Origin of the sequence: Citrobacter sp. XY323 (assembly GCF_025106035.1) — a bacterium.
In the GTDB taxonomy this organism is placed as follows: Bacteria; Pseudomonadota; Gammaproteobacteria; order Enterobacterales; family Enterobacteriaceae; genus Citrobacter; species Citrobacter braakii.
In genome coordinates this window covers 118,328-132,915 of sequence record NZ_JANYUK010000014.1, presented here as the reverse complement: position 1 = coordinate 132,915, position 14,588 = coordinate 118,328, and the positions used below count along the sequence as shown (strand labels likewise).

16 protein-coding genes are annotated in these 14,588 nt (G+C 53.9%); 12 read left to right on the top strand and 4 right to left on the bottom strand.

The features are described from left to right. The 3 genes from N0B36_RS19485 to N0B36_RS19475 form a co-directional block, all read right to left on the bottom strand. Complete coding sequence (locus N0B36_RS19485) at positions 1–990, bottom strand: ABC transporter permease (protein ID WP_008785467.1); 990 nt, start codon at positions 988–990, stop codon at positions 1–3. After that, positions 983–2,491 carry a sugar ABC transporter ATP-binding protein gene (locus N0B36_RS19480; RefSeq protein ID WP_016154014.1) on the bottom strand — a complete coding sequence of 503 codons (1,509 nt, stop codon included), beginning with the start codon at positions 2,489–2,491 and terminating at the stop codon, positions 983–985. The genes N0B36_RS19485 and N0B36_RS19480 overlap by 8 nt, the downstream gene beginning before the upstream one ends. Before the next feature lie 103 nt (positions 2,492–2,594). Continuing rightward, a complete protein-coding gene (locus N0B36_RS19475) occupies positions 2,595–3,578 on the bottom strand; it encodes an autoinducer 2 ABC transporter substrate-binding protein (protein WP_003037665.1) in 984 nt (327 codons plus the stop codon). 420 nt (positions 3,579–3,998) lie between these two features. Between N0B36_RS19475 and N0B36_RS19470 the strand changes: the two genes are divergently transcribed. Continuing rightward, positions 3,999–4,637 carry a DUF1007 family protein gene (locus N0B36_RS19470; protein ID WP_019077386.1) on the top strand — a complete coding sequence of 213 codons (639 nt, stop codon included), beginning with the start codon at positions 3,999–4,001 and terminating at the stop codon, positions 4,635–4,637. Beyond that, positions 4,628–5,608: a nickel/cobalt transporter gene (locus N0B36_RS19465; RefSeq protein WP_259688856.1), complete on the top strand. Its 981-nt coding sequence runs from the start codon at positions 4,628–4,630 to the stop codon at positions 5,606–5,608. The genes N0B36_RS19470 and N0B36_RS19465 overlap by 10 nt, the downstream gene beginning before the upstream one ends. Positions 5,609–5,691: 83 nt before the next feature. Here the strand turns inward: N0B36_RS19465 and suhB are convergent, their stop codons facing one another. Next, positions 5,692–6,495 carry an inositol-1-monophosphatase gene (gene suhB, locus N0B36_RS19460; protein WP_016157140.1) on the bottom strand — a complete coding sequence of 268 codons (804 nt, stop codon included), beginning with the start codon at positions 6,493–6,495 and terminating at the stop codon, positions 5,692–5,694. Between the two features lie 118 nt (positions 6,496–6,613). On the opposite strand from suhB, the gene trmJ reads away from it, so the two are divergent. The 10 genes from trmJ to pepB all read left to right on the top strand — a co-directional run bounded on the left by trmJ (position 6,614) and on the right by pepB (position 14,575). Then, on the top strand, positions 6,614–7,345 hold the full coding sequence (gene trmJ / locus N0B36_RS19455) for a tRNA (cytosine(32)/uridine(32)-2'-O)-methyltransferase TrmJ (RefSeq protein WP_259688855.1): 732 nt from the start codon (positions 6,614–6,616) through the stop codon (positions 7,343–7,345). A 217-nt stretch (positions 7,346–7,562) separates the two neighbouring features. Beyond that, entirely contained in the window at positions 7,563–8,054 is a 492-nt protein-coding gene (gene iscR / locus N0B36_RS19450; protein ID WP_005120405.1) for a Fe-S cluster assembly transcriptional regulator IscR, read from the top strand. A gap of 167 nt (positions 8,055–8,221) precedes the next feature. Further along, positions 8,222–9,436: a cysteine desulfurase gene (gene iscS / locus N0B36_RS19445; RefSeq protein WP_016154009.1), complete on the top strand. Its 1,215-nt coding sequence runs from the start codon at positions 8,222–8,224 to the stop codon at positions 9,434–9,436. Between the two features lie 25 nt (positions 9,437–9,461). Beyond that, positions 9,462–9,848, top strand: a complete 387-nt coding sequence (gene iscU / locus N0B36_RS19440; protein WP_002913991.1) for a Fe-S cluster assembly scaffold IscU — start codon at positions 9,462–9,464, stop codon at positions 9,846–9,848. Positions 9,849–9,868: 20 nt separating this feature from the next. Continuing rightward, positions 9,869–10,192, top strand: coding sequence for an iron-sulfur cluster assembly protein IscA (gene iscA / locus N0B36_RS19435; RefSeq protein ID WP_003835203.1), 324 nt, complete (start codon positions 9,869–9,871; stop codon positions 10,190–10,192). A gap of 108 nt (positions 10,193–10,300) precedes the next feature. Further along, positions 10,301–10,816 (top strand): co-chaperone HscB, encoded by a 516-nt coding sequence (gene hscB / locus N0B36_RS19430; protein ID WP_016154008.1) that lies wholly within the window; start codon positions 10,301–10,303, stop codon positions 10,814–10,816. Positions 10,817–10,831: 15 nt separating this feature from the next. After that, entirely contained in the window at positions 10,832–12,682 is a 1,851-nt protein-coding gene (gene hscA, locus N0B36_RS19425; RefSeq protein ID WP_181221314.1) for a Fe-S protein assembly chaperone HscA, read from the top strand. Position 12,683: 1 nt separating this feature from the next. Next, entirely contained in the window at positions 12,684–13,019 is a 336-nt protein-coding gene (gene fdx, locus N0B36_RS19420; RefSeq protein WP_003037690.1) for an ISC system 2Fe-2S type ferredoxin, read from the top strand. 11 nt (positions 13,020–13,030) lie between these two features. Continuing rightward, the gene (gene iscX, locus N0B36_RS19415; RefSeq protein ID WP_003037694.1) at positions 13,031–13,231 is read left to right on the top strand and encodes a Fe-S cluster assembly protein IscX; all 201 of its coding nucleotides are present in this window, start codon (positions 13,031–13,033) and stop codon (positions 13,229–13,231) included. A 60-nt stretch (positions 13,232–13,291) separates the two neighbouring features. Beyond that, the gene (gene pepB / locus N0B36_RS19410) at positions 13,292–14,575 is read left to right on the top strand and encodes an aminopeptidase PepB (protein ID WP_259688854.1); all 1,284 of its coding nucleotides are present in this window, start codon (positions 13,292–13,294) and stop codon (positions 14,573–14,575) included. Positions 14,576–14,588: the final 13 nt, after the last annotated feature.

Here is a 14,588-nt window from a genome sequence, read left to right as displayed (position 1 = left end):
TCAAAGCTCCCTTGCCAGTTTGCGTTTTTCGTTCCAGGCCGTGGCGCTAATGCTGACCAGGATAATGGCGCCGCTGAACACGGTGTGCCAGTAAGAGGAGACGCTGAGCAGCGTCAGGCCATTTTGTAAGAAGGCCAGCAGGACCACGCCGAGCAGGGTTCCGGTTAATGTTCCGCGTCCGCCGCTCATGCTGGTTCCGCCGAGCACGACCGCCGCCAGCACCGTCAACTCAAAGCCGAGCAGCGAATTGGGCGCAACTGACTGGGTGATTTGCGCCTGAACCACGGCGGCAACGCCTGCCAGAATACCCATGTAGCCATACACGTAGAAATGCAGCTTCAGCAGATTCAGCCCCAGGCGCGAAGCCGCATCACGATTACCGCCCATGGCGTAAACCTGACGGCCAAGACGGGTATAGTTCATCAGCACGGCGGTAAAGATGATCACAGCCGCCAGGCACAGCAGAGGCAGTGTCAAGCCGTAGTCGTAGCCATCCGCCGCGGTGAACGAGAACCAATTGATGCCGTTCATAAACCAGTCTGGAAAGCCGTACAGCCAGGTGCCTTTGGTGGCGTACACCAGCAGACCGTAGTAAACGTTCAAAGTGGCGATGGTAATGATGATGGCCGGAACGCGCAGCCAGTAGACCAGGAAGCCATTAATAAGTCCCAGCAGCAGACCCACCGCAATCGCGATGATTAACGCCAGCGCGAAGTTGCCGCCGTGGCCGATAACCCAACTGGCCATCGCATACTGGGCTATCGCGGTCATCGCCGGAAATGAGATGTCGATCCCGCCGGAAATCAGTACCACAAACAGCCCGCAGGCAAGGATGCCGAGAATCGCATAGCTGGTAGCCACATCCGTCAGGTTCCCCAAAGACAAGAACTCATCGGTGCTGATGCTCAGCCCAACGGCAAGGGCCACAACCAGCAGGCCCAGCCAAAACTCATGTTGCCCGATTAAACGGGAGAGATGCATCTTATTCATTGATTACCTCGACCACTTCAGCAATCTCCTCTTCACGGCACTGATGAGGATTAAATTCCGCCACCAGCCTGCCGCGACGCATCACCAGCACGCGGTGGCTGTTGTAATACGCTTCCGGGATTTCATCGCAAATCATCAGCACCGCCATACCCTGTTCCGCCAGATCGCGGGCTATCTGGTAAATACCCTCTTTGTTGGCGATATCTACGCCCACGGTAGGGGAGTCGAGGATCAGGATGCGGGGATTAGTCGCCACCCATTTGGCAATGGCGATACGCTGGGCATTACCGCCGGAAAGGGTTTTAACCGGCAGGTGTGGATCGGACACTTTGATATTCAGCTCGCGGATCAAGTCGGCGACCAGCTTTTGCGCTTTACGGTGATCGAGCAGGCCGCTGCCGGTATGCAGTTGATCAAACACCGTGACGATGGTGTTGTCGTAGATCGACTGCTCCATGATCAGCCCCTGCGTCAGGCGATCTTCTGAGACGTAGCCGATCCCATGTTTAATGGCATCATGGTTATTGCGAAGAGTGACCGGCTGGCCGTTAATGCGAATCTCACCGCTTTCTGGGTGCGTCATGCCAAACAGGCTCAGACAAAGTTCGGTGCGTCCGGCGCCCAGCAGGCCCACAATGGAGACAATCTCGCCGCCGTGCAGCGACAGATTAATGTTTTGGTATTTGCCTCTGCGGCTGAGGTTGCGCAGCTCCAGCAGGGGCTCTTGCTCAATAGCGGGTCTTTCCGGCAGCGGGCTATAGTGGAAGCGTTGTCCGGTCATCAGGAAAGCCAGCTCGTGGCTGTCGAGTTCGCTGGCAGGATAAGTGCCCACCAGTTTGCCGTCGCGCATCACGCTGATGCGGTCAGCCACTTCCATCACTTCATCCAGACGGTGGCTGACAAACACTACACAAATTCCGGCAGCTTTTAGTTCGTTAACGACCCGTAGCAGGCCATTAACCTCCTGACGGGTTAGTGAGGCGGTGGGCTCGTCCATAATCACCAGACGCGCGTCGGCGGCAATCGCCCGGCAAATGGCGACCAGTTGTCGGTCGGCAATCGAGAGTTTTTCAACCTTTTTATCGGGATCGATGTTCACACCGATGCGTTTCATGGCTGCCAGCGCCTGCTGCTTCATGGCGCCACGACGTACCCAGATATCGCCACCGGGCAGATAGCGGTTGACCGCGATATTCTCCGCGACGCTAAAGTTAGGGAACAACGACAGGTCCTGATAAATAACCTGAATGCCATAATGGGAAGAGAGCTGCGGCGTCAGGTGATGGAACAATTTGCCATCGAGTAAAATCTGCGCGCCTTTTTCCGGATGATAAACTCCGGAGATCACTTTAATAATGGTACTTTTACCACAGCCGTTTTGACCCGCCAGACAGTGAACTTCGCCTTTTCTCAGCGTCAGATTCACGTTATCCAGCGCCAGCACGCCCGGGAATTGTTTGCTGATATTCTCAAGAGTGATAAATGCGGTGGTGTCTGCCATGGACAATACCCCTGCGAGCGCCCGGATGGACGCTGAGTGTTAGTTTGGTTGATAGCGCCGGCCAGACGGCCGGCGTTAAGGTTCCCTGGTGTTGGCTAAAGCCTTAGAAACCAAGTGATTGTGCGTTGTCTTTGGTGACTTCGAGGATCTTGTTAAAGCGGATCACTTTCTTCTCCGTGTCGATATCGGCTTTCCCTAAACCATCGATACTCAGGTCGGCGTTAACTTCTTTGCCCTGCAACAGCTGATCGGCAACCGTTACCAGCGCGTAGCCCGCGTCTTTTGGATCCCACAGCAGCGCTTTTTTGATATCACCGCGCATCAGGTAAGGTGCAGCCTGTGCTGGCATTGCGATCCCGACGACGGCGATTTTATCTTTGGCGCGTTTTTTCTGCACAGCCTGACCCGCCCCGATTGGACCCAGCGAGCCGAAACCGATAATGCCTTTCATCTGCGGATAGGTTTTCATCAGGTCCAGCGTCGTGGCGTAGGATTTATCGATGCTTTCCGCGACCGGCAGACGTGAAGTGACCTCAAACATTTCCGGATATTTTTCTTTCTGGTACTTAATTGCATAATCCGCCCACGCGTTATGCAGCGGCACCGTCAGTGAACCGACATAGATGGCGTAACCCCCTTTGCCGCCCATGTTTTTTGCTAACTCATCGACGTTGGCCTGTGCGTATTTTTCACTATCGATGGTTTCGATATCCCATTGGCCAATTTGCTCATCCGGGGATTCGTGCGTCAGAACGACAATGCCTTTATCGCGCGCTTTTTTCAGTACTGGCTCAAGGACCTTGGCGTCATTCGGTACCACGATGATGGCATTGACGTTTTTGGCGATCAGATCCTCAATCACTTTGACCTGCTGTGCCGGATCCGGCGTGGAAGGCCCGGTCTGGTAAGCATTCACATCCAGTTTTTTTGCTGCTTCATTAACACCGGTTTCCATCCGGTTAAACCACGGAATCCCGGTGACTTTGGCAACCACAGCAATTTCATATTTTTCCGCCGCAAAGGACGTGCCGGACAACATGCATGCAGAAACCAGGGTTGCACTGAGTAATGCGAGTTTGAATTTCATAGTTGTACCTTTCGTAGGGGGCAGGACATGTCACGGCGTGAAGTTAACAACGAATGGAAGAGGGAATGAATCACAAGTTTGGTGAATGTGATCTATGCCCATTATTGTAATTTTATGGAAAATAAATGGTTAAATATTAGTTAAATTTGCACGGGAGTACACTCATGGATTTAAATTCAGTGTTAACAAAACATTAAAATGAAACCATAAATTAACAAATTGTTATCATTTTACTTAAGTTGTGGCGACGAAAAGGTATTTGGGAGGATGTTGCTGAAGAAGAAATTGTTGAAATTGAGAACTGAATCGATACCGGAAAAGGGGGCTCAACATTTTTTCGTTCAATGGTATCCTCAGCACACTTTCGCCAAACACGGCATCATTATTTGTGGCGGTGTAGATTTTTCTCGTGGAGAACTCATGCAAGGCGTTAAACGTATCATTATGACGTTGTTTCTCGCGATCCTGTCCTTTGGCGCAGGTGCGCATCCCCACAGCTTTATCCATTTGAAAACCGAGATAGTGAGCGAGAATGACCAGTTCGTCGCGCTAAAAATGCGCTGGACGATGGATGAAATCACCTCGGCAGATCTGCTTTACGATGCGGGAAATGCCAAGCCTGGTGATGAGATCTGGAAAAAACTGGCGGCAGAAGTGATGGCCAACGTCCTCGGGCAGCACTATTTCACCGAAGTGTGGCACGACGGGAAAAAGGTAAAGTTTAAAAACAGGCCGACGGAATATGGCATGGAGCGTGAAGAACATCAGGCAGTGCTGACGTTCGTGTTGCCGCTGGCAGAAGCTCAGCCGCTGAGCGGTCAAAAATATACCATTTCAACCTTCGACCCCACCTACTACGTTGATATGAGCTATGACAAAGACAGCGATGCCTGGCTGGCGCAGGCCATAAGTCAGCAATGCCGTATTTCAGTACATACGCCGACGCCGAATGAACAAATGCTGAGCTTTGCGCAGTCGCTGGATAAAGAAGACGCACCGCCGGAGGATATGGAATTGGGTAAACAGTTTGCACAGACGGTGACGCTGCAATGTCCGTAGTTTATCAACAACGCGCCGCCAGACGCCGCTGGCTCACGCTATGGCCGCTGGCGGTGTTTTTACTGCTGGCTGCAGTCGGCATACTGTGGCTATGGCAGGCCTGGCCGCAGGTGATGATGAAGAGTGTCGTCTGGCAGCGCGACGTTAACCAGCAGATGAGCGGTTTGCTGAAAGCCGTTGCCGCCAATCCGGCCCAGGCCGGGGGATCGCTGCTGCTGTTTAGTTTTCTCTATGGTGTGCTGCATGCGTTGGGGCCAGGACATGGAAAAGTCGTCATTACCACCTGGCTGGCAACGCATCCCTCGAAGCTGAGGTCGAGTATTGGCCTGACGCTGGCCTCATCTTTATTACAGGGACTGGTCGCCATCGGGCTGGTGGTTGTGGTGCTCACCATTTTGCAGTTGCCTGCACGACAGCTACATATGAGTAGTTTCTGGCTGGAGAAAGGGAGTTATGCGCTGGTTGGCGTGTTGGGCGTTTTATTGTGCGTCCGTGCGCTGAAGAAATTGCGCCAGTTGCTGCGTCGCCCGAAATTTATCGCCTTCACGCCGCACCATGTGCATCACGAGGGATGTGGCTGTGGGCATCAGCATTTGCCTGATCCTGAACAGCTGCAAAGCGGTAATGACTGGCGCGCCCGGCTGATGATCGTTTTGTCTATGGGAATGCGGCCATGCTCCGGGGCAATTATGGTTTTACTGTTTAGCAAAGTGGTTGGCGTTTTTAGCTGGGGCATGGCATCGGCGCTGGCGATGGCGGCAGGAACCTCTTTGACCATTACGTCACTGGCTTTGCTGGTACACAGTTTCCGCTCGCTGGCGGTGAGACTTAGCGGACATAAAGCGCCGGTGCTGTGGCGACAGATTGGCTGGACGACGCTGGCATTAGCCGGTGGTGCGGTGCTGATTGCTGCTGCGGTAGTGATGTGGGTGAGCGCGGTGCCGGTGGGGCGAGGGATTAGACCGTTTTAATCAAAGCCGGATGGCGGCTTCGCCTTATCCGGCCTGTATCAACACGTAAGCCCGGTAGCATGACACCACCGGGCTGTACTGAATTAACGCTTCAGCGCGTCGCTCAGTTCGTCACGCATGTTAGCCAGCATGGCTTTCACTACGCGCGGATTACCTGCAACGATGTTGCCAGTCGCCATGTAGTTATGACCGCCGGTGAAGTCGCAAACCAGTGCGCCTGCTTCACGAGCAATCAGCTCACCTGCGGCGAAATCCCATGGTTTCAGACCGATTTCGAAGTAACCGTCAACACGTGCAGCGGCAACGTAAGCCAGATCCAGCGCAGCAGAACCTGTGCGGCGGAAGTCAGCGCACTCGGTAAACATCTTGCCAAGAATTTTCATGTAAGAAGTGGCGTGCTGTTTCGCTTTGAACGGGAAACCGGTGGCGATGATGGTACCGTCCAGATCGCGTGCGGTGCTGCCACGCAGACGGTAGCCGTTCAGCTGTGCGCCCTGGCCGCGGGTTGCGGTAAACAGTTCGTTACGCATTGGATCGTAAACAACGGCGACTTCAGTACGGCCTTTAATGCGTACTGCGATGGAAACCGCGAAGTGCGGCAGACGTTTTACGAAGTTGGTGGTGCCATCCAGTGGATCGATAACCCATTGAACATCCTGATCTTCACCAACATGCTCACCGCTTTCTTCGGTGATGATGGTGTGCTGTGGGTAAGATTTGCGAATTGTTTCGATAATAATCGCTTCGGCGGCTTTATCGACGTTAGTCACGAAATCATTGCTGCCTTTCTGGCTGGTTTCTACAGAGTCTGGCGTTTCGTAGTGTTTGGCAATTACATTACCCGCCTTGCGCGCTGCGCGCACGGCGATGGTCAGCATCGGATGCATCGGTCTCTCTCACTGGATGTTAAAGAACGGGAAAACGGCGCAGAGTATAGCAGCGAGTTCGGAATATGTCTTCGTTTTATGATAATATGCCCGAATAATCTTTAGCCGAAGAAATACAATGCTGCAAAATATTCGAATCGTGCTGGTGGAAACCTCTCACACTGGCAACATGGGCTCTGTGGCCCGCGCAATGAAAACCATGGGTTTAACTAATCTGTGGCTGGTAAATCCACTGGTTAAACCGGACTCCCAGGCCATCGCCCTGGCGGCAGGTGCCAGCGATGTGATCGGCAGCGCGCAGATCGTCGACACTCTCGATGAAGCGCTGGCGGGTTGCAGCCTGGTGGTGGGTACCAGCGCGCGCTCCCGTACGCTGCCGTGGCCAATGCTGGATCCGCGTGAATGCGGTTTAAAAAGCGTCTCTGAAGCAACGAACTCGCCGGTGGCGCTGGTGTTTGGACGTGAACGCGTTGGCCTGACCAACGAAGAGCTGCAGAAGTGCCATTATCACGTCGCCATTGCCGCAAACCCGGAATACAGCTCGCTCAACCTGGCGATGGCGGTGCAGGTCATCTCTTATGAAGTTCGCATGGCCTGGCTGGCAACGCAGGAAAGCGACAAGACCGCAGAATACGAAGAAACTGAGTATCCGCTGGTCGATGATTTAGAGCGTTTTTACGGTCATCTGGAACAAACGCTGCTGTCGACCGGGTTTATCCGCGAAGGACATCCGGGGCAGGTGATGAACAAGCTGCGCCGTCTGTTCACTCGTGCGCGTCCTGAGAGCCAGGAGCTGAACATTTTGCGCGGAATTTTAGCTTCTATAGAGCAGCAGAATAAAGGCAAGTAAGCGTCTTGATGTCGGATGGCTGCACGATTTCCAGGCCGGATTAGCGAAGCGCCATCCGGTAAATGAAAATGGCACTGAAGGTTAAATACCTGACTAAATTAGTCAAGTAAATAGTTGACTGATTTAGTCGGGAATGTCAGACTTGCCCCTGCTATGCAATACCCCCATTTTACAATAAAAAACCCCGGGCAGGGGCGAGTTTGAGGCTAAGTAAGACATGAGACTGACATCAAAAGGGCGTTATGCCGTGACCGCAATGTTGGACGTTGCGCTCAACTCCGAAACGGGCCCGGTACCGTTGGCTGATATTTCTGAACGTCAGGGAATTTCCCTGTCATATCTGGAGCAGCTGTTTTCCCGTTTGCGTAAAAACGGTCTGGTTTCCAGCGTACGTGGACCAGGCGGCGGGTATCTGCTGGGTAAAGATGCCGGCAGCATCGCAGTAGGTGAAGTGATTAGCGCTGTTGACGAGTCTGTAGACGCGACCCGTTGCCAGGGCAAAGGCGGTTGTCAGGGCGGCGATAAATGCCTGACCCACGCGCTGTGGCGCGATCTGAGCGATCGTCTGACCGGTTTCCTCAACAACATTACGTTGGGCGAACTGGTGAATAATCAGGAAGTCCTGGATGTGTCTGGTCGCCAGCACACACATGACGCTCCACGCAGCACCCGTACGCAAGACGCTATCGACGTCAAACTGCGTGCCTAATAAAAATTACGCAATATCTTCTGGTTGCATTAAGGCAGCCAGAAAGATGAAGCGTAAAAAGTATTTCAGAATCAGGCCGGGGTGCCAGACGCCCCGTTAACTCGGTCGTACATCCAGCCGGTTGCCTGATTCCTTGCATTGAAGCGATGTACGGAGTTTATAGAGCAATGAAATTACCGATCTATCTCGACTACTCCGCAACCACGCCGGTGGACCCGCGTGTTGCCGAGAAAATGATGCAGTGTCTGACCCTGGACGGAAACTTTGGTAACCCAGCTTCCCGTTCACACCGTTTCGGCTGGCAAGCTGAAGAGGCGGTAGATATCGCCCGCAATCAGATTGCTGATCTGGTCGGTGCCGATCCGCGTGAAATCGTCTTTACTTCCGGTGCGACGGAATCCGATAACCTGGCGATTAAAGGTGCAGCCAACTTTTACCAGAAAAAAGGCAAGCACATCATCACCAGCAAAACCGAACACAAAGCCGTGCTGGACACCTGCCGTCAGCTGGAGCGCGAAGGGTTTGAAGTGACCTACCTCGCCCCACAGCGTAACGGTATTATCGACCTGAAAGAACTTGAAGCGGCAATGCGTGACGACACCATTCTGGTCTCCATCATGCACGTTAACAACGAAATCGGCGTGGTACAGGATATCGCAACCATCGGCGAAATGTGCCGTGCCCGCGGCATCATCTATCACGTTGATGCGACCCAGAGCGTGGGCAAACTGCCTATCGATCTGAGCCAACTGAAAGTTGACCTGATGTCCTTCTCCGGCCACAAAATTTATGGCCCGAAAGGTATCGGTGCGCTGTACGTTCGTCGTAAACCGCGTATTCGTATTGAAGCGCAGATGCACGGCGGCGGTCACGAGCGCGGTATGCGTTCCGGTACGCTGCCTGTGCACCAAATCGTTGGGATGGGTGAAGCTTACCGTATCGCCAAAGAAGAGATGGAAACCGAGATGGCGCGCCTGCGCACTCTGCGTAACCGTCTGTGGAACGGCGTGAAAGATATGGAAGAGGTGTACCTCAATGGTGACCTCGAGCAGGGCGCACCGAACATTCTCAACGTCAGCTTCAACTTTGTTGAAGGCGAGTCGCTGATTATGGCGCTGAAAGACCTGGCTGTATCCTCCGGTTCTGCATGTACCTCTGCAAGCCTGGAGCCATCCTACGTGCTGCGCGCGCTGGGGATGACCGACGAGCTGGCACATAGCTCAATTCGTTTCTCTTTAGGTCGTTTCACTACCGAAGAAGAGATTGACTACGCCATCAATCTGGTTCGCAACTCCATTGGCCGCCTGCGCGACCTTTCCCCGCTGTGGGAAATGTTCAAACAGGGCGTGGATTTGAACAGTATTGAATGGTCACATCACTAATCGGTACCGATAAGGAGAATTCATCATGGCTTATAGCGAAAAAGTAATCGATCATTACGAGAATCCACGTAACGTGGGCTCTTTTGACAACAGCGACGAGAACGTGGGCAGCGGCATGGTGGGTGCACCGGCCTGTGGCGACGTGATGAAGTTGCAGATCAAAGTCAACAATGAGGGTATCATTGAAGACGCGCGTTTCAAGACTTACGGCTGCGGTTCCGCTATTGCCTCCAGCTCTCTGGTTACCGAATGGGTAAAAGGGAAATCTCTGGACGAAGCACAGGCGATCAAAAATACCGATATCGCCGACGAGCTTGAACTGCCACCGGTGAAAATTCACTGCTCTATTCTGGCTGAAGACGCGATTAAAGCCGCGATTGCGGATTACAAAAGCAAACGTGAAGCAAAATAATTAAGAGTTGAGGTTTTATTATGTCGATTACCTTAAGCGACAGTGCAGCAGCGCGTGTAAATACCTTCCTGGCAAACCGCGGTAAAGGGTTTGGTCTGCGTCTGGGCGTGAGAACCTCCGGCTGCTCAGGTATGGCTTATGTACTGGAATTTGTTGACGAGCCGGCGGCTGAAGATACCGTGTTTGAAGACAAAGGCGTAAAAGTCGTGATCGACGGTAAGAGCCTGCAATTCCTCGACGGTACGCAGTTAGACTTCGTCAAAGAAGGTTTGAACGAAGGGTTTAAGTTCACTAACCCGAACGTGAAAGACGAATGTGGATGCGGCGAAAGCTTCCACGTGTAACGCGCTTACTGATAACCCCACCGTGGTCGCCTGCGCGTGGGGTTTGTTTTACCTGACTCTCTGGTTTTGCCTCATCGAACAACAGAGAATCGATGCCCTGAGAATGTTATGGACTACTTCACCCTCTTTGGCTTACCGGCCCGTTATCAGCTCGATACTCAGGCGCTGAGCCTACGTTTTCAGGATCTGCAACGTCAGTATCATCCTGATAAATTCGCCAGCGGTTCTCAGGCGGAACAACTTGCTGCGGTTTCGCAGTCCGCCACTATCAACCAGGCCTGGCAAACGCTGCGTCATCCTTTGATGCGCGCCGAATACTTGTTGTCTTTACACGGCTTTGATATCCGCAGCGAGCAGCACACGGTGCGCGATACCGCGTTCCTGATGGAGCAACTTGAGCTGCGCGAAGAGCTGGACGAGATTGAACAGGCAAAAGACAATCAACGGCTGGATGCGTTTATGCAACGCGTCAGCGAAATGTACAACGTTCGCCATCAACTGATGGTGGAACAGCTGGATAGCGAGACGTGGGACGCAGCGGCAGATACCGTGCGTAAGCTGCGTTTTCTCGATAAACTGCGAAGCAGTGCAGAACAACTCGAAGAAAAACTGCTCGATTTTTAATTTCCGGAAGCGAAAATGGCCTTATTACAAATTAGTGAGCCTGGTCTGAGCGCCGCGCCGCACCAGCGTCGTCTGGCGGTCGGTATCGATTTAGGCACCACCAACTCCCTGGTTGCGACCGTACGCAGCGGCCAGGCCGAAACGCTGGCAGATCATGAAGGTCGCCACCTGTTGCCGTCAGTGGTTCACTATCAGCAGCAGGGCTACTCGGTCGGTTACGATGCCCGCGCCAATGCAGCGCAGGATACGGCAAACACCGTCAGCTCGGTAAAACGCATGATGGGCCGCTCTCTGGCGGATATCCAGGCACGTTACCCACATCTGCCTTATTCATTCCAGGCGAGCGAAAACGGCCTGCCGATGATTGAAACCGCTGCCGGTTTGCTTAATCCGGTGCGCGTATCCGCTGACATTCTGAAAGCGCTGGCCGCGCGGGCAACCGAATCGTTGTCCGGCGAACTGGATGGCGTAGTGATCACCGTTCCGGCTTACTTTGACGATGCACAGCGTCAGGGGACGAAAGACGCCGCGCGTCTGGCGGGCCTGCACGTATTGCGTCTGCTGAACGAACCGACCGCTGCGGCGATCGCTTATGGCCTGGATTCCGGTCAGGAAGGCGTGATCGCGGTCTATGACCTTGGCGGCGGTACTTTTGATATTTCTATTCTGCGCCTGAGTCGCGGCGTGTTTGAAGTGCTGGCGACCGGCGGTGATTCCGCGCTCGGCGGCGACGATTTTGACCATCTGCTGGCCGATTACATTCGCGAGCAGGCGGGCGTTGCCGATCGCAGCGATAACCGCGTACAGCGCGAACTGCTGGATGCCGCGATTGCAGCGAAAATCGCACTCAGCGACGCCGATTCTGTGACGGTTAACGTGGCGGGATGGCAGGGTGAAATCACCCGTGAAACCTTTAATGAACTCATTTCCGCACTGGTTAAACGTACGCTGCTGGCCTGCCGCCGTGCGCTGAAAGATGCGGGCGTTGAGCCGCAGGATGTGCTGGAAGTGGTAATGGTCGGTGGTTCAACGCGCGTGCCGCTGGTACGTGAACGCGTCGGTGAATTCTTTGGCCGTACGCCGCTGACCTCTATCGACCCGGACAAAGTGGTCGCTATCGGTGCGGCAATCCAGGCGGATATTCTGGTCGGGAATAAACCGGACAGCGAAATGCTGCTGCTGGACGTTATCCCGCTGTCTCTGGGACTGGAAACCATGGGCGGTCTGGTGGAGAAAGTGATCCCGCGTAACACTACTATCCCGGTGGCGCGTGCGCAGGACTTCACCACGTTTAAAGATGGCCAAACCGCGATGTCCATTCACGTGATGCAAGGCGAGCGTGAGCTGGTGCAGGACTGTCGTTCACTGGCGCGTTTTGCGCTGCGCGGTATCCCGGCGTTGCCGGCAGGCGGCGCGCATATCCGCGTGACCTTCCAGGTCGATGCTGATGGGCTGCTGAGCGTCACCGCTATGGAGAAATCCACCGGCGTTGAGTCCTCGATTCAGGTCAAACCGTCCTACGGTCTGACCGACAGTGAAATCGCCTCCATGATTCAGGATTCGATGAGTTTTGCCGAGCAGGACGTTAAAGCTCGTATGCTGGCAGAACAGAAAGTCGAAGCGGCACGCGTACTGGAGAGTTTATCCGGTGCGCTGAACGCTGATGCCGCGCTGTTAAGCGCCGCAGAACGTCAGGCTATCGACACCGCTGCTACGCATTTGAGCGAGGTAGCACAGGGTGACGATGTTGACGCGATAGAACAAGCCATTAAAAACGTAGACAAACAAACCCAGGAATTCGCCGCTCGCCGTATGGACAAATCCGTCCGTAGCGCGCTGAAAGGCCATTCCGTGGACGAGGTTTAATATGCCAAAGATTGTTATTTTGCCTCATCAGGATCTCTGTCCCGATGGCGCAGTTCTGGAAGCTGAGACCGGCGAAACCATTCTCGACGTTGCCCTGCGTAACGGTATCGAGATTGAACACGCCTGTGAAAAATCCTGTGCCTGCACGACCTGCCACTGCATCGTACGTGAAGGTTTTGATTCTTTGCCGGAAAGCACAGAAGAAGAAGACGACATGCTGGATAAAGCCTGGGGACTGGAGCCGGAGAGCCGTTTAAGCTGTCAGGCACGGGTAACCGAGGACGATTTAGTGGTCGAAATCCCACGTTACACAATCAATCATGCACGTGAGCATTAACAGAGGGTAGTATGGGACTGAAGTGGACCGATAGCCGCGAAATCGGCGAGGCGCTGTACGACGCGTTCCCCGATCTCGATCCCAAGACCGTTCGTTTCACCGATCTGCACCAATGGATCTGTGACCTGGAAGAGTTCGATGATGATCCACAGGCATCGAACGAAAAAATCCTTGAGGCCATTTTACTGGTCTGGCTGGACGAAGCCGAATAAGTCAACGGGCTGCCCACGGGTGGCCCGTTTTCCTGTATGCGCGAAATAAGGATAAATAAAATGACAGAAGCCATGAAAATTACGCTTTCCACGCAACCCGCTGACGCTCGCTGGGGTGAAAAGGCGACATACAGCATTAATAATGACGGTATTACCCTGCACCTGAACGGAAAAGATGATCTCAGCCTTATCCAGCGCGCCGCGCGTAAAATTGACGGCCTGGGTATTAAACATGTCCAACTGGATGGTGAAGGCTGGGATACCGAACGTAGCTGGGCGTTCTGGCAGGGTTACAAAGGACCAAAAGGCACCCGCAAAGTTGAGTGGACCGCTCTGGACGAGGCGCAGCGCAAAGAGCTGGATAACCGGCTGAAGATTATTGACTGGGTGCGCGATACCATTAACGCACCTGCAGAAGAGCTGGGCCCGGAACAGCTGGCGCAACGCGCGGTAGACCTGCTGTGCGGCGTGGCCTGCGACAACGTCTCGTACCGTATCACCAAAGGTGAAGATCTGCGCGAGCAGAACTACATGGGGCTGCATACCGTAGGTCGAGGCTCTGAACGCCCGCCGGTGCTGCTGGCGCTGGATTACAACCCGACTGGCGACAAAGAAGCTCCAGTTTATGCCTGCCTGGTTGGCAAGGGAATTACCTTTGACTCCGGCGGATACAGCATCAAGCAAAGCGCATTTATGGACTCAATGAAGTCCGATATGGGCGGTGCGGCAACGGTCACCGGCGCGCTGGCGTTTGCCATCACCCGTGGCCTGAACAAGCGTGTGAAGTTGTATCTGTGCTGCGCGGATAACCTGATCAGCGGCAACGCCTTTAAGCTTGGCGATATCATTCACTATCGCAACGGTAAAAAAGTTGAAGTGATGAATACCGATGCTGAAGGGCGTCTGGTGTTGGCCGATGGCTTAATCGACGCCAGCGCGCAAAAACCGGAACTGATCATTGATGCCGCCACGCTGACCGGCGCGGCGAAAACCGCACTGGGCAACGATTACCACGCGCTGTTTAGCTTTGATGACCAACTGGCCGCGCGTTTGTTGGCAAGTGCGGCGCAAGAAAACGAGCCGTTCTGGCGTTTGCCGTTGGCAGAGTTCCACCGTAGCCAACTGCCGTCAAATTTTGCTGAGCTGAATAATACCGGCAGTGCGGCCTACCCAGCGGGTGCAAGCACCGCGGCGGGCTTCCTGTCCCATTTCGTGGAAAATTACCAGCAAGGCTGGCTGCACATCGATTGCTCTGCAACCTATCGCAAAGCGCCTGTTGAGCAGTGGTCTGCGGGCGCAACCGGTCTGGGTGTGCGCACCATCGCGAATCTGCTGACCGCATAATTCATGACTGTAT